Genomic DNA, 17,443 nt, shown 5'->3' with positions numbered 1-17,443 from the left:
GCGCCCGCCCCGAAAACCGGTTGCCCGCCCAGCGCCGCCGGGTGAGGCTCGACGGATGACCGACACCGACAGCCAGGACAGCCCCGGCGTGCGTTCCCTCTTCTCCGGCGACGGCCGGCTGACCACGATCCCCCGCAAGGCGGCCCGCCGCGAGCAGCTGCTCGCCCACCTCGCCGGCACCCTCTTCGAACCGGGCCGCTCCTACAGCGAGCGCGAGGTCAACGAGACGCTGCGGGCGGTGCACGACGACTACCCGGCCCTGCGCCGCTTCCTGGTCGAGGCCGGCCACCTGGCGCGTCCCCAGGACGGCAGCAGCTACCGCCGCGCCGCCTGAACCCCGCCCCCGGGGAGGCGAGGGCCTCAGCGCACCCGCCGGTACGCGTACCGCCCGCGGATCCTCCGGGCGAAGTACCGTCCGTGGCTCTCCGCCGCCATCAGCTCCCGGTGCACCCGCCCGGGGACCGCGTCGTACCGGTAGACGCTCCCGCCGGTGAACTCCAGCTCCAGTACCCGCCGCGCCGCGTCGTACCCGACCGAGCGCAGCGCCGAGGAGTCCACCGCCAGCCGCTCCATGCTCCCAGTGTGCGCGCGAGGGCCCCGGCCGCGCATCGCGGCCGGGGCCCTCCACCCACCGTCAGACGAGCACGGGCTCCTGCTCCCGCTCGGGCTCGTCGGCAGAGGACGCGGAGGAGGTACCGGCGGCGACCGCCGCCTTCCGCCTCGGCAGCGCGAACATCAGCAGGAACACCGCCGCCAGCACCGCGACGACCCACCACATCGCGTGGACGAAGGCCCCGCCGAACGCCGTCCCGACCGCCTCGGGGGCGACCACGTCGTCCATCGCCCCGAAGAACGCCACCGACACCAGCCCCAGCCCCAGCGCCGTCCCGAGCTGGTTCACCGTGTTGATCAGGCCCGACGCCGAACCGGCGTGCTCACGCGGCACCTCGGCCAGCACCGCGTCGGTGATCGGCGCCACGATCAGGCCCATCCCCAGGCCCATCACCACCAGCGGCAGCGCCATCTGCCAGGACGTGATCGCCGTGCCGTACCGGTCGGCCTCCCAGATGTAGGTCAGCGCGCCGACCGCCATCACCAGCGCGCCGGCCTGGAGCACCTTGCGTCCGAAGCGCGGCACCAGCTGCTGGACCGAGAGTCCGGCCGCCACCGAGACCGCGATCGAGAAGGGGATACCCGTAGTCCCGGCCTTGAGCGGGCTCCAGCCCAGCCCGATCTGCATGTAGAGCGTCCAGACCAGGAAGAAGATCCCGGTGACCACGCCGAAGGTCAGCTGGACGCCGATGCCGGCCGCGAAGCTCTTCACCCGGAACAGCGACAGCTCGACCAGCGGCGAACCGTCCCGCCGCGTCTTCACCTTCTCGTACGCGACGAACAGGGCGAACACCGGCAGGCTGCCGGCCATCGAGAGGTGGCCCCAGAGCGGCCAGCCGGCCTCCCGGCCGTGGGTGAGCGGGTAGAGCAGCATCAGCAGGCCGACGCTGGCCAGCAGCACGCCCACGAGGTCCAGCTTGAGCGCCTTCTCCGCCCGCGACTCGCCGATGAACGCCCGGCCCAGCAGCAGCCCGGCGATGCCGACCGGCAGGTTGATCAGGAAGATCGGCCGCCAGGCCAGCCCGAAGAGGTCCCACTCCGTCAGCAGCGCGCCGATCAGCGGCCCGGAGACGGCGCCCAGACCGACCACCGCGCCGAACAGGCCGAACACCTTGCCGCGCTCCTCCGCCGGGAAGGAGGCGTGGATGATCGACAGCACCTGCGGCACCATCAGCGCCGCCGTCCCGCCCTGGAGGATCCGGGTCGCGACCAGCATCTCGGCGCCGGTCGCCAGACCGCAGAGCGCCGAGGCGACGGTGAAGCCGCCGATTCCGATCAGGAACAGTCGCTTCCGGCCGTAGATGTCGCCCAGCCGACCGCCGGTGATCAGCCCGATCGCGAAGGCCAGGGCGTAGCCGCCGGTCACCCACTGGACGGCACTGAACGAGGCGCCGGTGTCCTCCTGGATGCTGGGGATGGCGATGTTCACGATGGTGACGTCCACCAGGTCCATGAACGAGGCCGTCATCACGATCGCCAGCGCGATCCACCTCCGCCGGTCGGACACCACACCGGAGCCCGCTCCGGAGCCCTCCCCGGAATCCGCTGTCATCGTCTTCTCCTCTACCTCGCTCTTCGGCACGTCTGCGACAGTAGAGGGGATGTAGGTCAGCTCTTGTCCTCGTTGTCCGGCATCCTGGGTGCCATGACGGACACTCCGGCGCGGCTGCTGAACCTGCTCTCCCTCCTCCAGACCCCGCGCGAGTGGCCGGGCAGCGAACTGGCCGAACGCCTCCAGGTCAGCTCCCGGACGATCCGCCGCGACATCGACCGGCTGCGCGCCCTGGGGTACCCGGTCGAGGCGACGATGGGCGCGATCGGCGGCTACCGGCTGGTGGCCGGGACGGCGATGCCGCCGCTGCTGCTGGACGACGAGGAGGCGGTGGCCATCGCGGTGGGCCTGCGGGCGGCCGCCGGGCACGCCGTGGTCGGCATCGAGGAGGCGTCCGTCCGGGCGCTCGGCAAACTGCTCCAGGTGCTGCCGGGGCGCCTGCGCCACCGGGTCGGCGCGCTGAACACGGCCACCGTGCCGCTGCTCACCGGCGACGGACCGACCGTCGACCCCGAGGACCTCACCGTGCTCGCGGGCGCCGTCACCAACCGGGAGCGGCTGCGCTTCCACTACCGGGCGGGTGACGGCGCCGAGACCCGGCGCCAGGTCGAGCCCAACCGCCTGGTCTCGACCGGTCGGCGCTGGTACCTGGTCGGCTACGACCTCGACCGCGACGACTGGCGGCTCTTCCGGGTGGACCGGATCAGCGAGCCCTTCCCGACCGGCGCCCGCTTCACCCCGCGCGAACTCCCCGCCGAGGACGCGGCCGCGTACGTGGCGAGCAAGCTCCGCCGGCCGGCGGCCACCCACACCCTGGTGGCGACGCTGCACATGCCCGCCTCCGAGGTGGAGAGCTGGATCAGCCGCGCCGCCGACACCACGGTCGAGCCGGTCGACGACCGGAGCTGCCGGCTCCGCTCGCGGTCCGACTCGCTGGGGTACCTGGCGATGCGGCTCCTCATGCTGGGCTGCGAGTTCGAGGTCCACGAGCCCCCGGAGATGAACGCCCACCTGCGCGCCCTCGCCGCCCGCGCCGCCCGGGCCGCGGACAGCGGGGGTCCGGTACACGCCGCCGACAGTGGGGGTCCGGTCCACCCCGCCGCCGACAGCGGGGGTCCGGTCCGCCCCTGAGCCGCCCGCGCTACGCCGCCACCCGGTACCAGGCGTCCCCCGAGCGGAACCGGAGCACGCCGTCCCGCCCGTAGGCCCGCTCCCGGTCCAGCTCTCCGGGCAGCCGGAGCCGGCGCCGCCCGGTCTCCTTCCACTCCTTGCCGACCAGCAGGCACCGGACCAGCTCACCCGCGTGCGTCAGGAAGATCCCCTGCCGGCCACCGACGGCGAAGCCGAGCGGCAGCCGGACCGGGGACCGCCGACTCACGGACCCCCCGGCCGGGTCGATCCGGGTCAGGTAGCTCGCCGTACTGCCCGGGTACCAGGCCAGCCAGACGGCGCGGCCCTCGGTCGCCCCGGCCAGGCCCTCCAGCGGGTAGCCGGGCAGTTCGTCCCGCCCCGGTCGCCAGACCATCCGCCCGGCCGGGTCCGCCCCGACCAGACCGGGGTGGGCCATCGGGTGGTCCCCGTAGATGCCCTCGTCCCCGAAGGCCATCCAGATCCGGCCGTCCCGGTCGGCGACCAGCGTCCGGATGTCGTCGCCGAGCACCAGCTCATGGGAGGGCTCGCCGTCGGGCCCGAACACGACCGCGTTGGGCGCCCATCCGCCCGGCTCCTCGTCGGCCCGGTAGCTCGCCACCAGCAGCCGGCCACCGGGCAGCAGCGCCAGGTGGTCCGGGTCGACGGCGAGCCCGCGCAGCGCCGTCCGCCGCTCCCCCTCCGGTGTCACCGTCACCAACTCGGCGTCCGGGGGCGGGTCGGGGCACGTCCGGCCGGAGGCGCCGGACGGCTTCTCCCCGGGCACCAGCAGCACGACCAGTTCGCCGTCCGGTCCGACCGTCCAGCCGGAGGCCCGGCGGCCCGCCCCGGCATCGTGCTCGGGCAGCCGCCAGACCTCCACCGGTTCGTTCATCCGACGAGGGTCTCAGACCCCGTACTCGGCGGTGATCACCGCACGGGCCAGCGTGTGGAAGGTGATGTGGAAGCCGATCTGGGCCGCCGGCGTCTCCGGGGTGACGTCCAGCGCGTCCACGTCCAGCGCGTGCACGGCGAAGGCGTACCGGTGCGGGGCGCCGGGCGGCGGGGCCGCGCCGTCGTACTTGTTGCCGGGGAAGTCGTTGCGGCCGTGGAACGAGGCCGCCCCGGGCAGGTCCGCGTCGGACGAACCGGCGCCGCGCGCCAGGCCGGCGGTGTCACCGGGCAGGTTGAGGGCGAGCCAGTGCCACCAGCCGGAGCCGGTCGGGGCGTCCGGGTCGTAGCAGGTGACGGCGACGGACCGGGTGCCCTCCGGCAGGCCCGACCAGGCCAGCTGCGGCGACAGGTTGCCGCCCGCGTGGACGAACTCCTCGGCCAGCTTGCCGCCTTCGGCGAGGTCATCACTGGTCAGCTCGAAGGACGGCACCTGCGGCAGGAACTCGTAGGGCAGCGGCGGACGAACGCTCATGAAACGGTCACCTCTCGACAAGCCAGGACAGCCCGGACCAGGCTGAATGACGCGATTCACTGTAGTGGGGTGCCACCGTTCACGGGGCCCCTCTACAGTCGGGTCATGGCTTCCACACCCGCCCGACTGCTGGCCGACTCCCGACGAGCCCTCCTCACCATGGTCGGCCTGCTCGCCGTCATCTGGCTGGTGCAGTTGGTGAACTGGATGGACGACTACGGCCTCACCTACGAACACGGCCTGATGCCGCGCCGGCTCGACGAGCTGCCGGACGTGTTCGCCATGCCGCTGCTGCACTTCAGTTGGGAGCACATCGAGGCCAACTCCTGGCCGCTGTTCGCCTTCGGCTTCCTCTCCGCCTACCGGGGCATGAAGCGGTTCCTCTGGGCGACCCTGATGATCGTCGTGGTCGGCGGCCTCACCGTCTGGCTGTGCGAGCGCCCCGAGACGGTCACCGCCGGGGCCAGCGGCCTGGTCTACGGCTACTTCGGCTACCTGGTGCTGCGCGGCGTGCTCGACCGCAACCTGCTGGACGCGGTGATCGCCGTCGTCGTCGCGGCGGTGTACTCCTACCTCCTGATCGGCGTCCTGCCGGTGACCCAGGGGGTCAGCTGGCTGGGCCACCTCGGCGGTCTGATCGGCGGGCTCACCGCCGCCTGGCTGCTCCGCAACCGCGGACCGAAGACGGCCGCCGCCCCGGCGTCCGAGCCCGCCGCCGGCCCCCGGTCCGCCCTGCACAAGGAGCTGGACGACCTCGGCCTCTGAGCGCCGGAGGAGCACGCCAGGAGCACGCCAGGAGCACGGCGAGGGGCCCCGCGAGCGCGCCGCCGGCCAGGTATAGACCAATCCCGGACCTGCGACTAGCGTGGGAGAGCCCTGCCCTCTGCCCTCTGCCCTCTGCCCTCTGCCCTCTGCCCTCTCCCCCCTGCCCCCCTGCTCCGGAGCCGCACCGTGGAGTCGTCCGTCCTCGCCTTCGCCACCGACCTGCTGGACGAGGGCACCGACACCTTCTTCGGCAACCTCGCCGACCGGGCCGGGGTCGGCGGCGTCACCCTCGCCTCGGTCTACCACGAGGCCCGGGACGTCTTCCCGCACAACCCGCGCCGGGTGATCCGCTACCTGGAGCCGGGCGCCGCCTACTTCCGCCCCGACCCGGCGCGCTGGGCCGGGCGGCGGCTGCGGCCCACCCCCTCCACCGCGATCGGCGACCGCGACCCCTTCGCCGAGGCCGCCGCCGAGGCGCGGCGCCGCGGGATGAAGCTGCACGCCTGGACGGTGTTCTGCCACAACGACCGGCTCGGCTTCGAACATCCCGACTGCGCCCCCGCCAACGCCTTCGGCGACCGCCACCTCACCGAACTCTGCCCGGCCGCTCCGGAGGTCCGCGAGTACGCGGTGACGCTGGTCGCCGAGCTGGCCCGGTACGGCGTGGACGCGATCCGCGCCGAGTCGCTGCACTTCCACGGGCTGCGCCACGGCTACCACCACGAGCGCTACTTCGAGGAGCTGGGCCCGGTCGCCGAGGCGCTGCTCGGGATCTGCTTCTGCGACCACTGCCGCGCCGCCGCCGTCCGGGCGGGCGTCCCGGCCGACGAGGTGGCGGCGACCGTCCGCGCCGAGCTGCGCCGCCGGCTGGCCGACGACACGGCCGCCGCCGAGCCCGCCGCCCTCGACGAGCTGGCCGACGGCGCCCTGGCGGCCTACGTCGACGCCTCCGCCGCGACCGTGACCTCACTCGCCGCCGAGGTGGCCGAGGAGGCGCGACGGCACGGCATGCGGCTGAGCTTCATGGACGGCGGCGGCCCGGGCCGGGGCTGGCTCGCCGGCATCGACCTGCCCGCGCTCGCCGGGGTCGCCGACCAGATCGAGACGCTCGGCTACGCGCGGACCCCGGAGGCCGTCCGGGAGAAGGTCGCCGCGTTCGCCCTGCACGGCGTCCGCCCGCGCGACATGGCGGTGATCCTGCGCCCGATGGCCTCGGACTGCGACGGCCCGGCCAACCTCGCCGCCAAGATCGCCACACTCCGTGAGCTCGGCGTGCCGGAGGTCGAGTTCTACCACTACGGCCTGATGCGGCTCTCCTCGCTGGACCGGATCGGCACCGCGCTCACCGGCTGAGCGGAGCCGGGCCGAGCCCAGCTGAGCCGGGCCGGGCCGGGCCGACCGACCGACCACACTCCCGGCACCACGGCCCGGCTCACCGCCGCCGCCGGGACGTCCCGAACAGGCTGCGCGAGATCTCCCGCCCGAGCTGCGTCCCGGCCGAGCGGGCGAAGGACTTGAGCGTCGGGTTGCTCAGCAGCGACCCGAGCAGCCCACCACCGTCCCCGGCCCCTTCCCCCGACCCCGCCTCGGACCTCCGACGCGGTTCGGGCGCCGGCCGCGGCGCGGCGGGCTCCCCGGCCGGCACCGACTCCGGGACCGGCTCGGGCACCGGTGCCGGCTCCGGCCGCGCCGCCCGGGCGGCCAGCTTCTCGTAGGCCGACTCCCGGTCGATCGCGTCCCGGTAGCGGGCCGCCAGCGGCGACGCGTCCACCGCCGCCCGCAGCGCGGCCGGTTCGACCGGACCCATCAGCGACCGCGGCGCCCGCAGCCTGGTCGCCGCCACCGGCGTCGGCGCGCCCCGCTCGGAGAGCACCGTGACCACCGCCTCGCCGGTGCCGAGCGAGGTCAGCACCTCGCTCAGGTCGTACGAGGACCGGGGGAAGGTCGAGACCGTCGCCTTGAGCGCCTTGGCGTCGTCCGGGGTGAAGGCGCGCAGCGCGTGCTGCACCCGGTTGCCCAGCTGGGCGAGCACCTCGGCCGGGACGTCCTTCGGCGTCTGGGTGACGAAGAAGATCCCGACGCCCTTGGAGCGGATCAGCCGGACGGTCTGGGTGATCGCCTCCCGGAACGCCTTGGAGGCGCCGCTGAAGAGCAGGTGCGCCTCGTCGAAGAAGAACACCAGCTTGGGCTTGTCGAGGTCCCCCACCTCGGGCAGCTCCTGGTAGAGGTCGGCCAGCAGCCACATCAGGAAGGTGGAGAAGAGCCGCGGCCGGTCCTGCACCGCGGGCAGTTCCAGCGCCGAGACGAGGCCCCGCCCGTCCGGGGCGGTGCGCAGCAGCTCGGCGGTGTCGAACTCCGGCTCTCCGAAGAACGCCCCGGCGCCTTCGTTCTCCAGCATGGTGAGCGAGCGCAGGATCACTCCCGCGGTGGCGGCCGACAGCCCGCCGATGCCCTTCAGCTCCTCCTTGCCCTCGGGCGAGGTGAGGAAGGTGATGACGGCGGTGAGGTCCTTGAGGTCGTACAGCTCCAGTCCGTTGCGGTCGGCGTAGTGGAAGACCAGCCCGAGCGAGGACTCCTGGGTCTCGTTCAGGTCGAGCACCTTGGCCAGCAGCAGCGGGCCGAAGCTGGTGACGGTGGCTCGGATCGGGATGCCCGTGCCCAGGCCGCCCAGGGCGTAGAACTCGGTCGGGCAGCCCTGCGCCGACCAGTCCTGGCCGACCTCGGCGGCCCGGGCGGCGGTCCGCTCGCCCGGTGCGCCGGGCGCGGAGATCCCGGAGACGTCGCCCTTGATGTCGGCCAGGAACACCGGCACCCCCTGGGCGGAGAGCTGTTCGGCGATCAGCTGGAGGGTCTTGGTCTTGCCGGTGCCGGTGGCGCCCGCGACCAGTCCGTGCCGGTTGAGCACCCCGAGCGGGATGCGCACCTGGGCGTCCCGGTAGGCGGTGCCGTTCAGCAGCACCGCCCCGAGGTCGAGGGCGGGCCCGGCGAAGGCGTACCCCTCGGCGATCTCCCGCACCGCGGGCGGGACGACTTCCGGGACGACCTCGGTGCCGGAGGGGGCGGACGGCGGCTCGGCGGTGGACATCGGTGCACACTCCAGGGCACGACTGAGGGGCGACGTTCACGACATTTCCCATGAAACAGCCGCAATCGTCCGCCCGCAGCTCGTGCCGGTGCGCGTGGCGCGGTCGCGGCTGCTGCGCCATCCGCCGCCCAAACGGTAGGCTTTCCGTGTGATCTTCAAGCGCATCGGCAATGGGCGGCCGTACCCGGATCACGGCCGGACCAGCACCCGCCAGTGGGCGGACGTCGCCCCGCGTCCGGTGCGGCTGGACCAGCTGGTGACCACCAAGGGCCAACTCGACCTGGAGACCCTCCTCGCGGAGGACTCCACCTTCTACGGCGATCTCTTCGCCCACGTCGTGAAGTGGCACGGCGACCTCTACCTGGAGGACGGGCTGCACCGCGCCGTACGCGCCGCGCTCCAGCAGCGCCAGGTGCTGCACGCCCGCGTCCTCGAAATGGAGTGACGGGCCCGTCCCGCACCCCGCGACCCGTGTGGACACCGCCCTCCGGCCACCTCCGGAGGGCGGTCCGCGCATGCACCGGTACCCCCGTTCGGGTGCCGGCGTACTCCAGATGATGATCATTTAGTACCTTCGCAGCCGTCCGGCACTAATCTGCTGACTACGGCCGCAGTCCGTGGCGTACGCCGCCCACCCAGGCCGTTTCCGTCACCCGATCCCCGCCCTGGCACGAGGGGGAGACAAACCGTGAGCATGTTGACTCCCCAAGGCCTGAAGGGGAAGCAGTACCGCGTCACCGGCAACAGCTATCCACGGCTGGGCCGGCCGCCGAAGAAGAGCCGCAAGGTCCTCGCCCTGATCGGCTCACTGCTCGCCCTGGCCCTGATCGGCCTCGGCGGCGTGCAGCTCTGGGACATCTTCACCGGCAAGGGCAAGAACGCCTCCGCCCAGGCCTGCGCGTCGCCCTCGGGCAAACCGCTGGCCGCCCCCACCCCGGACGGCTCGGCCCCGCCCTCCGGCGCCCCCACCGATCCGAACGCCATCCCGCAGCCGGCCTCGATCACGGTGAACGTCTACAACGCCACCGCCAAGTCCGGGCTGGCCGCGCGGACCGCCGAGGAGCTGAAGAAGCGCGGCTTCACCATCGGCAAGGTCGGCAACGCGCCCGCCGAGCTGGACAAGAAGGTGCCCGGCACCGCCCAGGTGGTCGCCGGCCCGGCCGGCGCCGGGGCGTCCACCCTGCTCGGCTCCCAGATCGCCGGGGCCCTCACCACGGCGGACGCCCGGACCGACACCACCGTCGACTTCGTGATCGGCGACAGCTACAACGCCCTGCTGGACGAGACCCAGGCCGCCGCCGCGCTGGCCCTGGCGACCAAACCCACCCCGACCCCGAGCACCACCGGCAGCTGCTGAGCCGGCCCCCGGGCACAACGGAGCCCCCCGGCACCGCCGGGGGGCTCCGTTCGTCCATTCGTGGCGCGCGCGGGCTCAGCCCGCGGTGCCGTACAGGCGGTCGCCCGCGTCGCCGAGGCCCGGGACGATGTAGCCGTTCTCGTTCAGCCGCTCGTCGACGGCGGCGGTCACCACGGTGACGGGCAGCCCGGCCAGTTCCTTCTCCATCACCGCGACGCCCTCGGGCGCGGCCAGCAGCACCACGGCGGTGACGTCGGTGGCGCCCCGCTCGATCAGCATCCTGATCGCGGCGACCAGCGTGCCGCCGGTGGCCAGCATCGGGTCGAGCACGTAGACCTGGCGGCCGGAGAGGTCGTCCGGCATCCGGGTGGCGTAGGTGGAGGCCTCCAGGGTCTCCTCGTTGCGCACCATGCCGAGGAAGCCCACCTCGGCGGTCGGCAGCAGCCGGGTCATCCCGTCCAGCATGCCCAGGCCGGCCCGCAGGATCGGGACGACCAGCGGCCGGGGGTAGCTCAGCCGGGTTCCGGTGGTGACCGCCACGGGGGTGGTGATCTCCACCTCCTCGGTGCGGACGTCCCTCGTCGCCTCGTACGCGAGGAGGGTCACCAGCTCGTCGGTCAGGCGACGGAAGGTCGGCGAGTCGGTGCGCTCGTCGCGCAGGGTGGAGAGCTTGTGGGCGACCAGGGGGTGGTCGACGACGTGGATCCGCATACGTCGAGGTTAGCCCGGCCCCGGACGCCCGTACGCCACCCGGTGGCCCACCGGGCCGGCGCCGCGTCCCGGCGCGGAGCCGACCGCGGTCACCCAGCGATGACGCGCCGTGACGCACCGCGAATGTCGGGGCGGAACGTCCTCCTGTGGTATCAATCCGGCCGATCTGGGAAAGTCAGGTCCTATGACGAGCAACCCGAAGAACGGGGACGGCTCGGCGGACGGGTCCACGGGCCCGTCGGGCGGGCGCTCGGGCCTGCCCCCGGACCACCCGGAGACCGAGGCGGAGCGCCGCAAACGGCGGACGGTGTTCCTGCGCGAACTGGCCGAGGCGCGCGAACTGCGGGAGCGGGTCCAGCCCCGGCGCACCAAGGAGCGCCGGATGCGCGAAGCGATGCGGATGCGAACCTTCCGGTTCTGACGGGCCCGCGGCGCGCCCACGGGGATCCGACGGCGCGCACCCGGCGCACCCGGCGCCCGTTCACCGGCTCCGGGCCGGCCCTTCCGACACGACCTGCAAAGACGCGCTGCCGAACACTCCCCGCAAAGCCGGGCTTTCTGTCACGATTCCGAGGGGACGGTCCGAACAGCGGGCCGCCTCTGGCGCGGGGGCGGCCAGATTCCGCGTTGCCCGGAGCGCCGAGCCGAGACCGATGATCTTGGGAGTGTCCCTGGTGGCGTACTTCGCTGCAGTGCTTGCTCGCACCGAGGACGGGTGGGATGTGAGCGAGACGGAGCTCGACGACGTCGAAACCCTGGCGGACCTGGCCGATCTGGCCCGCGAAGCCGCCCAGGACGACGACAGCGTCCTGGTCTTCATCGAACAGGAGGACGTCTGGTTCGCCATCGTCCGGGTCGACGGTGAGGAGGACCCGCGGATCTTCGTGTCGGACGGCGCCGCCGCCGCCCGCAGCAGCTACGGCTCCGTCCTCACCGACGAGCTGGTCGACCAGGCCGGCGAGAGCGAGTTCGGCGACCTCGACAACCTGGTCGCCGAGCTGGAGGACGAGGAGGCGCAGGCCTCAACCGGGCAGGAGGACGAGGACGGCGACGCGGACGCCCGCGGCGGCGTCCCGGTCGGCCCGCTCGGCGACGCCCACCTGCTCACCGAGTTCGGGCTGCCGGCCGAGGAGCTGCTCGCCCTCAGCGGCGAGGGCGCGGTGCCGGGCGACGCCCTGGAGGAGATCGCCGAGGCCCTCGGCTGCGGCGAGGTCCTGGAGGCCGTCCGGTAACGGGCCGGTGCCCCTCGCCGGATGCCGGACACTGGATGCCATGCAGTCCGCGTCCACCCGCCAGATAGCCCCGCTCCCCGCCCCCGTCCGCCCCGACCCGGTCCGCGACCGCTGGGCGGCGCCGATGCGCCTCGCCATCGCCGAGGCCGCCCTGGCGCCGGCCACCGGGGACGTCCCGGTCGGGGCGCTCGTCCTGGGCCCGGACGGCGAGGTGATCGGACGCGGCCACAACGCGCGCGAGGCGGTCGGCGACCCGACCGCCCACGCCGAGGTGGTCGCCGTCCGGGAGGCCGCCGCCGCGCTCGGGGAGTGGCGGCTCGTCGGCTGCACCCTCGTCGTCACCCTGGAGCCCTGCACCATGTGCGCGGGCGCCCTCGTGCTCTCCCGGATCGACCGGGTGGTCTACGGCGCCCTCGACGAGAAGGCCGGCGCCGCCGGCTCGCTCTTCGACGTGATGCGCGACCGCCGGCTCAACCACCGCCCCGAGGTGATCCCGGGCGTCCTCGCCGACGAGTGCGGCGAGCAGCTCCGCGCGTTCTTCGAGAACCACCGCTGAACGCGGCCGCCGGCCGCCGGCCGGATACGGATTTCGTGACCTCGCCACCCGTCCGGTAGAGTTCCCCTCGGTAGCGTGTCCGAGCGGCCAAAGGAGCACGCCTCGAAAGCGTGTGTGGGGGCAACTTCACCGTGGGTTCGAATCCCACCGCTACCGCCAGCAGCACGAGGGCCCCGACCGGAGACGGTCGGGGCCCTTCGTCGTGCCGGTCTCAGTTTTGGTCTCATTCAGCCGGGAGGCAGCCACCGCGAGCCGGGGCCACGGCAGCGCGTCTAAGGCTGTTCTTCTGCCCAGGCATTGAACTCACCCCAGACCACTGACCAATCCCGTCCGATCAGCTCAGCTACTTCGAACGTATCTTCGGCACCGTACCTCTCCGACCACTGACGTTCGAGACGGTCACTGCGGCGCCGATCTGCATCGGCTTGGGCGGCACGACGGTGCTCTTCACGGCGTTTCTCATCGGCCCACTCGGCTGCCGCCTCGACGGCCTTCCGGGCCTTCCCGGTCCACCTGGCCGCACAGTCTGGGCCTACATGCGATCGGTGACCCAGCGAGTTGCCGGCGCGATCCGCAGCCTCCAAGACGATGGGACGCCGAACAGGCTTCTGGCACCTGTCACAGTCTGCCTCGCCCTCCGACGTCCCCCTGATGATGTACGTTGCCACAACCGCCCTCTACCCCCTCTCTACTCGTGGGCACAGTGTGACCGGAGCTGCGGCTACCAGGGGTGTACTTCGCCCAACCAGTCGAGTCCCGAGCCACCCTCCAGATGAGGCCGCCGATCTGCATCGCCACGTCCCGCCCGGGTCCGGGCCGTCACGTGCTGGTACCGATGCGATATCGCGGTGCTGGACCACCCCATGATGTCCATCGCCATGCGCTTAGGGACGCCGAGCAGGAGGAGGATCGTTCCAGCAGTATGACGAGCGTCATGCAGGCGCCCATCCCAGATATCCACGGCCACGAGCAGTTCCTTTCGGAACACTGCGTCCTCATCTGCGGTGCGGCCCGCGACGTCAAGGCCGGGAACGCGGCCGGTGTCCCCACGATCGGCTACGCCAACAAGCCAGGGAAGGATGCCAAGCCATCCGCAGCCGGTGCCATGGTCATCGTGGACTCGACGCAGTCGATCGGCGAGGCTCTCACCCAATAGCTCGACGCAACGGAGATGCGCCCCGCAGGCTGGAGCACCTGCGGGGCGCGTTGGAGAGCTTCCCTAGATCACCTGCCGGCGGAGGGCAGATGCCGCTCCAAGCGCGACCAGGGCAGTGACGACGGTACTAACGAGGCCCTGGATCTGGGTCGCGCTGAGGCCGGACTGCAGCCCCAACACCACGATGATGACGAGGATCTGGGGCACAGGCCAGCCCCGGTCCTGCCACACGGCAGGGCGGTGAGTCATCATGGGGACGTCACCTTTCTTGTTAGGGATTGGGTGGCAACCGTCGGTCCCCGCTGTAGCTGTGGAAGGCGCGCGGGGCCCGGCGGAGTCTCTTGATCGCGTCAGGCGCCGTAGAGCGGGACCTGGTCGCGTACGGTCTCGGCGACACGTCTTGCAACGGCCTCGCGTTCGGCAGGCTGAAGCCGGCGATACGTGGCCCATACTCGTTCGACTGGCGAGAACGGTCGCTGGTCCAACACCATCCAGGCCAGCAGAAGCGAGCGCTCAGCAGCAGAAAGATCATCGACGCGCTGCAAGACAGCATCAGCGGCCAGCGACTCGGCGCTATCAAGGAGTCGGTGGCAGTTGGCGCAGAGCGTGATCATGTTCTCGACGCCGACCCCTCCCCCATCCGCCAAGGACGTGATGTGGGCAACCTCAAGCATCACTTCGACAGGCGCGCTGGAAGGGGCTTCGGCGGCCGATAGGCCACAGTGCGTACACGCGAAACCATCACGCTTGAGCACCTCGTCGCGCATCTCTGATCCACGCCTCGGGAGTCGTCCAGCCGACTCCCATACCGGCAGCCCGGCAGCGACAAATCGCATCTCGTTGACATGCAGTGACGGGTCCGAGCGGTTGGTGTCGAGCACCCACCCGTCGTTGCGAAGGTCGCGGATCCTCCGGTCAACCTGAGCCACGCCAGGAAACGCTTCACGCAGCTGAGCCGTGCTGAACACGTTCCCCTCGCCGACCTCGCGGGAGAGCCAGAGTGCGACACGCTTCTTTGTGCCGAGCCCCCGATCGTCCCAGCGCAGGTGCCGGGAAGGGCCCTGGGTACCCATTTGCCCACCCCTCGATGCTGTGACTATCCGCCCACTGAGCGTCGGCGGCCGAAGCTGACGCTACGCCATCCGGCAGACTCCGGCAATATTCGGCACAGTCCGGCAGGCTATGCCGTCGCCGGGCGCATCGAGGTCGGCTAATTGGTCTCAGTTCTGCTCTCATTCACCCCCGTTCACCGAGGTTCACCGCACCCCAACGACGGCTCTCCCACCTGGGGTCGGAACCCTGGTGGACCCCGCCGAACGGGGGTGCTCAGCGTGTGTGGGGGCAACTTCACCGTGGGTTCGAATCCCACCGCTACCGCCAGCAGCACGAGGGCCCCGACCGGAGACGGTCGGGGCCCTCGTCGTTCCCGCGCACCCTCGGGCGCGGAAGGGCTCCGCACCCGGGGCCGATGACCACCAACGCCCGGCGAGTACGGAGCCTGGAGGGGGAGCGGCTCGGGGGACCAACCGCTCCCCCGGCGGAGTTCCCACAACCGGCGCCGCGTCGGGGGGAAGTCGCGGCGACCGGTCCCACAGCGGGGAGCTCCGGATCCACGTGCCGGGGGATTCCTGCCAGATCCGCGGCACACCACCCATCCTGCGCGACGGTCCGCGCCCGGGCACCCGGAGAAAGGCCCCACTCCCGGGGACCTTCGTCCCGCCGGGTGAACGCGTCGCACACTTGATGGGCCGTCCGGTGGATAAGCTGCGCTCTGCAGAGGGCCGCTCGGGGACCGAATGGCGGCGGCCCACAGCAGGGAGGAAGGTCACCGGATGGCGCAGGCGAAGAAGATCGGCATGGTCCTCCTGCTCATCTTCGTGCTCTACACGATCATCACCTCGCCCGCCCGCGCGGCCGAGCTGGTCCAGCTGGGGTTCGAGGGCATCTCGAACGCCGCCAAAGCGGTCGGCACCTTCATGACCGGGCTGGTGAAGTAGCGGACCAGGGGGTGGTCCTCCGGCCCCGGCGGCTCCGGCTACGGTGTGCGGGACCCTCAGTCCCCCGTCCGCGAGGAGCGGCATCGTGATCCGGCACCTGGTCCTGTTCAAGCTCAACGAAGGCGTCAGCAAGGACGACGAGCGGGCGCTCGCCGGCGCCGAGGCCTTCGAGGCGCTCGGCCCGGTCATCCCCGAGCTGCGCGAGTGGGAGTGCGGCTGGAACACCACCGAGCGCGACATCGCCCACGACTACGCGATCAACAGCCTGGTCGAGGACCGTGCGGCGCTGCAGGCCTACCTCACCCACCCGGCCCACCAGGCCGCGGCCGGTCAGTGGCGGGAGTTCGCCACCTGGGTGATCGCCGACATCGAGGTCTGACCCCGGACCGTCCCCCGGACGGCCGCAGGCGCCCCGCCCGGGTCCCGGGCGGGGCGCCTTGCGCTGTCCGGAAACCGCCCCCGGCGCCGCGCCACCCGGGGGGCCGGGTGGCGCACCGGCGCCGCACCAACACACCTCCCCTCGGTACTTGCCCGACCTGCGCCCGGCTTGTGATGCTATGACCGGTTTTGCCGGACACGGCGAGGTGGTGAATCGAGCCGCGACACCCGATCCGCAAGTCCCACCGTTTGTCGACTTTGGGAGGGGTGACGTGTCCGTGCGGACACCAGGGAGTGCGCCGGACACCGGCACCGGTCAAGCCGCCGGGCAGATCACCGCGGAGACCGTCGTCCAGTCCGTCGTCCAGACCGCCGGACCGACCACCGCCCAGGCCCCGACGCAGGCCCAGGCCCCGACGCAGGCCCAGGCCCCGGCGCAGGCCCAGGCCCCGACCCAGGTGCAGACCCAGGCCCCGACCCAGGCGCAGGCCCCGGCCCAGGCCCAGGCCCAGGCCGCCGCACCGGACGCCGGTCGCCCGGCGCCCCCGCCCGGGGACGAGGTCCTGGCCACCGTCATCGGCCCGGCCGGCGAGCTCCGCCCGGACGGCCTGCGCGGCCCCGGCGGCCGCCCGGTGGTGGACGTCCGGACGCTCACCCGGGTGCTGTTCGAGCGGCTCGCCGAACTGCCCCCGGACGCCCCCGAGCGGGAGCGGGTCCGGGCGGCGCTGATCGAGGTCAACATCCCGCTGGTGCGCTACGCGGCCACCCGCTTCCGCAGCCGCAGCGAGCCGATGGAGGACGTCGTCCAGGTCGGCACGATCGGCCTGATCAACGCGATCGACCGGTTCGACCCGAACCGCGGCGTGCAGTTCCCGACCTACGCGCTGCCGACCATCCTGGGCGAGATCAAGCGCTACTTCCGCGACAACGTCCGCACCATGCACGTCCCGCGCCGGCTCCAGGAGCTCTGGGTCCAGGTCAGCGGCGCGATGGAGGAGCTGACGGTGGTGCACGGACGGGCCCCCAAGGTGCCCGAGATCGCCGCCAGCCTGCGCATCCCGGAGGAGGACGTCCGGGCCTGCCTGGACGCCGGCCGGGCCTACAACGCGGCCTCCCTGGAGGCGGCCCAGGAGCACGAGGGCGGGCTCGCCCTGCTGGACCGGCTCGGCTACGAGGACTCGGCGCTGGCGGAGGTCGAACACCGGGACATGGTCCGCCACCTGCTGGTCCAGCTGCCCGAGCGGGAGCGGCGGATCGTCATGCTGCGGTTCTTCGCCAACCTGACGCAGTCCCAGATCAGCACCGAGCTGGGGATGTCGCAGATGCACGTCAGCCGCCTGCTCTCGCGGATCCTGACCAGGCTTCGGACCGGCAATTCCTGGGAAGACTGACCGTCACAATCACGGACAGAACACCGCGAACCACTGGGCCCGCCCGGGATTGCTGCGCGTTACCGCCGCGTGACGTCTTGCGACCTTCGGGTTTGCC

Annotated in this window: 21 protein-coding genes and 1 tRNA gene; 14 read left to right on the top strand and 8 right to left on the bottom strand. The window is 72.3% G+C overall.

Annotated elements, in window-relative coordinates; translation table 11 throughout:
- The first annotated feature begins 55 nt into the window (after positions 1-55).
- Positions 56-334, top strand: coding sequence for a DUF2087 domain-containing protein (locus tag ABZ495_RS01975; protein ID WP_359804088.1), 279 nt, complete (start codon positions 56-58; stop codon positions 332-334).
- A gap of 26 nt (positions 335-360) precedes the next feature.
- On the opposite strand, the gene ABZ495_RS01970 is transcribed toward ABZ495_RS01975, so the two are convergent.
- Together ABZ495_RS01970 and ABZ495_RS01965 are read right to left on the bottom strand one after the other, a co-directional pair.
- Positions 361-573: a KTSC domain-containing protein gene (locus tag ABZ495_RS01970; protein WP_329488631.1), complete on the bottom strand. Its 213-nt coding sequence runs from the start codon at positions 571-573 to the stop codon at positions 361-363.
- Positions 574-634: 61 nt separating this feature from the next.
- Positions 635-2,164: an MFS transporter gene (locus ABZ495_RS01965; RefSeq protein WP_359833961.1), complete on the bottom strand. Its 1,530-nt coding sequence runs from the start codon at positions 2,162-2,164 to the stop codon at positions 635-637.
- Between the two features lie 93 nt (positions 2,165-2,257).
- Here ABZ495_RS01965 and ABZ495_RS01960 point away from each other — a divergent pair, with 93 nt between their 5' ends.
- Positions 2,258-3,295, top strand: a complete 1,038-nt coding sequence (locus ABZ495_RS01960) for a YafY family protein (protein WP_359833960.1) — start codon at positions 2,258-2,260, stop codon at positions 3,293-3,295.
- Positions 3,296-3,305: 10 nt separating this feature from the next.
- Here ABZ495_RS01960 and ABZ495_RS01955 read toward each other — a convergent pair whose 3' ends face one another.
- Together ABZ495_RS01955 and ABZ495_RS01950 are read right to left on the bottom strand one after the other, a co-directional pair.
- Complete coding sequence (locus ABZ495_RS01955) at positions 3,306-4,187, bottom strand: hypothetical protein (protein ID WP_329488634.1); 882 nt, start codon at positions 4,185-4,187, stop codon at positions 3,306-3,308.
- Between the two features lie 12 nt (positions 4,188-4,199).
- Complete coding sequence (locus tag ABZ495_RS01950; RefSeq protein ID WP_329488635.1) at positions 4,200-4,718, bottom strand: YbhB/YbcL family Raf kinase inhibitor-like protein; 519 nt, start codon at positions 4,716-4,718, stop codon at positions 4,200-4,202.
- A gap of 105 nt (positions 4,719-4,823) precedes the next feature.
- Between ABZ495_RS01950 and ABZ495_RS01945 the strand changes: the two genes are divergently transcribed.
- Positions 4,824-5,483 carry a rhomboid family intramembrane serine protease gene (locus ABZ495_RS01945; RefSeq protein ID WP_329488636.1) on the top strand — a complete coding sequence of 220 codons (660 nt, stop codon included), beginning with the start codon at positions 4,824-4,826 and terminating at the stop codon, positions 5,481-5,483.
- A gap of 186 nt (positions 5,484-5,669) precedes the next feature.
- On the top strand, positions 5,670-6,836 hold the full coding sequence (locus tag ABZ495_RS01940) for a hypothetical protein (RefSeq protein WP_359804083.1): 1,167 nt from the start codon (positions 5,670-5,672) through the stop codon (positions 6,834-6,836).
- A 79-nt stretch (positions 6,837-6,915) separates the two neighbouring features.
- Here ABZ495_RS01940 and ABZ495_RS01935 read toward each other — a convergent pair whose 3' ends face one another.
- Positions 6,916-8,568, bottom strand: a complete 1,653-nt coding sequence (locus ABZ495_RS01935; protein WP_359833957.1) for a helicase HerA-like domain-containing protein — start codon at positions 8,566-8,568, stop codon at positions 6,916-6,918.
- 148 nt (positions 8,569-8,716) lie between these two features.
- Here ABZ495_RS01935 and ABZ495_RS01930 point away from each other — a divergent pair, with 148 nt between their 5' ends.
- Together ABZ495_RS01930 and ABZ495_RS01925 are read left to right on the top strand one after the other, a co-directional pair.
- The gene (locus ABZ495_RS01930; RefSeq protein WP_030061387.1) at positions 8,717-9,013 is read left to right on the top strand and encodes a type II toxin-antitoxin system VapB family antitoxin; all 297 of its coding nucleotides are present in this window, start codon (positions 8,717-8,719) and stop codon (positions 9,011-9,013) included.
- A 249-nt stretch (positions 9,014-9,262) separates the two neighbouring features.
- On the top strand, positions 9,263-9,925 hold the full coding sequence (locus tag ABZ495_RS01925; RefSeq protein ID WP_329488639.1) for a LytR C-terminal domain-containing protein: 663 nt from the start codon (positions 9,263-9,265) through the stop codon (positions 9,923-9,925).
- 75 nt (positions 9,926-10,000) lie between these two features.
- Here ABZ495_RS01925 and upp read toward each other — a convergent pair whose 3' ends face one another.
- A complete protein-coding gene (upp, locus tag ABZ495_RS01920; RefSeq protein ID WP_329488640.1) occupies positions 10,001-10,636 on the bottom strand; it encodes a uracil phosphoribosyltransferase in 636 nt (211 codons plus the stop codon).
- Positions 10,637-10,820: 184 nt separating this feature from the next.
- On the opposite strand from upp, the gene ABZ495_RS01915 reads away from it, so the two are divergent.
- The 4 genes from ABZ495_RS01915 (at position 10,821) to ABZ495_RS01900 (ending at position 12,583) form a co-directional block, all read left to right on the top strand.
- Positions 10,821-11,057, top strand: a complete 237-nt coding sequence (locus ABZ495_RS01915; protein WP_329488641.1) for a hypothetical protein — start codon at positions 10,821-10,823, stop codon at positions 11,055-11,057.
- Positions 11,058-11,289: 232 nt separating this feature from the next.
- Positions 11,290-11,868 (top strand): tRNA adenosine deaminase-associated protein, encoded by a 579-nt coding sequence (locus tag ABZ495_RS01910; protein ID WP_359804080.1) that lies wholly within the window; start codon positions 11,290-11,292, stop codon positions 11,866-11,868.
- A 40-nt stretch (positions 11,869-11,908) separates the two neighbouring features.
- Positions 11,909-12,424 carry a tRNA adenosine(34) deaminase TadA gene (gene tadA, locus ABZ495_RS01905; protein WP_352290499.1) on the top strand — a complete coding sequence of 172 codons (516 nt, stop codon included), beginning with the start codon at positions 11,909-11,911 and terminating at the stop codon, positions 12,422-12,424.
- A 69-nt stretch (positions 12,425-12,493) separates the two neighbouring features.
- Positions 12,494-12,583 (top strand) — tRNA-Ser (locus tag ABZ495_RS01900).
- Between the two features lie 562 nt (positions 12,584-13,145).
- On the opposite strand, the gene ABZ495_RS01895 is transcribed toward ABZ495_RS01900, so the two are convergent.
- Positions 13,146-13,385: a tyrosine-type recombinase/integrase gene (locus ABZ495_RS01895; protein WP_359834191.1), complete on the bottom strand. Its 240-nt coding sequence runs from the start codon at positions 13,383-13,385 to the stop codon at positions 13,146-13,148.
- Between ABZ495_RS01895 and ABZ495_RS01890 the strand changes: the two genes are divergently transcribed.
- Complete coding sequence (locus ABZ495_RS01890) at positions 13,359-13,580, top strand: hypothetical protein (protein ID WP_359834197.1); 222 nt, start codon at positions 13,359-13,361, stop codon at positions 13,578-13,580. The genes ABZ495_RS01895 and ABZ495_RS01890 overlap by 27 nt on opposite strands.
- A 350-nt stretch (positions 13,581-13,930) precedes the next feature.
- Here the strand turns inward: ABZ495_RS01890 and ABZ495_RS01885 are convergent, their stop codons facing one another.
- Positions 13,931-14,653, bottom strand: coding sequence for an HNH endonuclease (locus ABZ495_RS01885; RefSeq protein ID WP_359833955.1), 723 nt, complete (start codon positions 14,651-14,653; stop codon positions 13,931-13,933).
- Between the two features lie 759 nt (positions 14,654-15,412).
- On the opposite strand from ABZ495_RS01885, the gene ABZ495_RS01880 reads away from it, so the two are divergent.
- From ABZ495_RS01880 to ABZ495_RS01870, 3 genes are all read left to right on the top strand, one after another.
- Positions 15,413-15,577: a hypothetical protein gene (locus ABZ495_RS01880; RefSeq protein ID WP_199926184.1), complete on the top strand. Its 165-nt coding sequence runs from the start codon at positions 15,413-15,415 to the stop codon at positions 15,575-15,577.
- Positions 15,578-15,662: 85 nt separating this feature from the next.
- Entirely contained in the window at positions 15,663-15,956 is a 294-nt protein-coding gene (locus ABZ495_RS01875; RefSeq protein ID WP_329488644.1) for a Dabb family protein, read from the top strand.
- A 457-nt stretch (positions 15,957-16,413) separates the two neighbouring features.
- Positions 16,414-17,346 carry an RNA polymerase sigma factor SigF gene (locus ABZ495_RS01870; RefSeq protein ID WP_359804179.1) on the top strand — a complete coding sequence of 311 codons (933 nt, stop codon included), beginning with the start codon at positions 16,414-16,416 and terminating at the stop codon, positions 17,344-17,346.
- Positions 17,347-17,443: the final 97 nt, after the last annotated feature.

Source organism: Kitasatospora sp. NPDC005748 (assembly GCF_040630735.1).
GTDB lineage: Bacteria > Actinomycetota > Actinomycetes > Streptomycetales > Streptomycetaceae > Kitasatospora.
The sequence above is the reverse complement of the archived record's forward strand: the minus strand, read 5'-3'. Positions and strand labels throughout refer to the sequence as shown.

Coding starts and splice junctions, on each gene's coding strand:
- ABZ495_RS01975 (WP_359804088.1), top strand. CDS start 56: ATGACCGACACCGACAGCCAGGACAGCCCCGGCGTGCGTTCCCTCTTC.
- ABZ495_RS01970 (WP_329488631.1), bottom strand. CDS start 573: ATGGAGCGGCTGGCGGTGGACTCCTCGGCGCTGCGCTCGGTCGGGTAC.
- ABZ495_RS01965 (WP_359833961.1), bottom strand. CDS start 2,164: ATGACAGCGGATTCCGGGGAGGGCTCCGGAGCGGGCTCCGGTGTGGTG.
- ABZ495_RS01960 (WP_359833960.1), top strand. CDS start 2,258: ATGACGGACACTCCGGCGCGGCTGCTGAACCTGCTCTCCCTCCTCCAG.
- ABZ495_RS01955 (WP_329488634.1), bottom strand. CDS start 4,187: ATGAACGAACCGGTGGAGGTCTGGCGGCTGCCCGAGCACGATGCCGGG.
- ABZ495_RS01950 (WP_329488635.1), bottom strand. CDS start 4,718: ATGAGCGTTCGTCCGCCGCTGCCCTACGAGTTCCTGCCGCAGGTGCCG.
- ABZ495_RS01945 (WP_329488636.1), top strand. CDS start 4,824: ATGGCTTCCACACCCGCCCGACTGCTGGCCGACTCCCGACGAGCCCTC.
- ABZ495_RS01935 (WP_359833957.1), bottom strand. CDS start 8,568: ATGTCCACCGCCGAGCCGCCGTCCGCCCCCTCCGGCACCGAGGTCGTC.
- ABZ495_RS01925 (WP_329488639.1), top strand. CDS start 9,263: ATGTTGACTCCCCAAGGCCTGAAGGGGAAGCAGTACCGCGTCACCGGC.
- upp (WP_329488640.1), bottom strand. CDS start 10,636: ATGCGGATCCACGTCGTCGACCACCCCCTGGTCGCCCACAAGCTCTCC.
- ABZ495_RS01915 (WP_329488641.1), top strand. CDS start 10,821: ATGACGAGCAACCCGAAGAACGGGGACGGCTCGGCGGACGGGTCCACG.
- ABZ495_RS01910 (WP_359804080.1), top strand. CDS start 11,290: ATGATCTTGGGAGTGTCCCTGGTGGCGTACTTCGCTGCAGTGCTTGCT.
- tadA (WP_352290499.1), top strand. CDS start 11,909: ATGCAGTCCGCGTCCACCCGCCAGATAGCCCCGCTCCCCGCCCCCGTC.
- ABZ495_RS01890 (WP_359834197.1), top strand. CDS start 13,359: ATGCAGGCGCCCATCCCAGATATCCACGGCCACGAGCAGTTCCTTTCG.
- ABZ495_RS01885 (WP_359833955.1), bottom strand. CDS start 14,653: ATGGGTACCCAGGGCCCTTCCCGGCACCTGCGCTGGGACGATCGGGGG.
- ABZ495_RS01880 (WP_199926184.1), top strand. CDS start 15,413: ATGGCGCAGGCGAAGAAGATCGGCATGGTCCTCCTGCTCATCTTCGTG.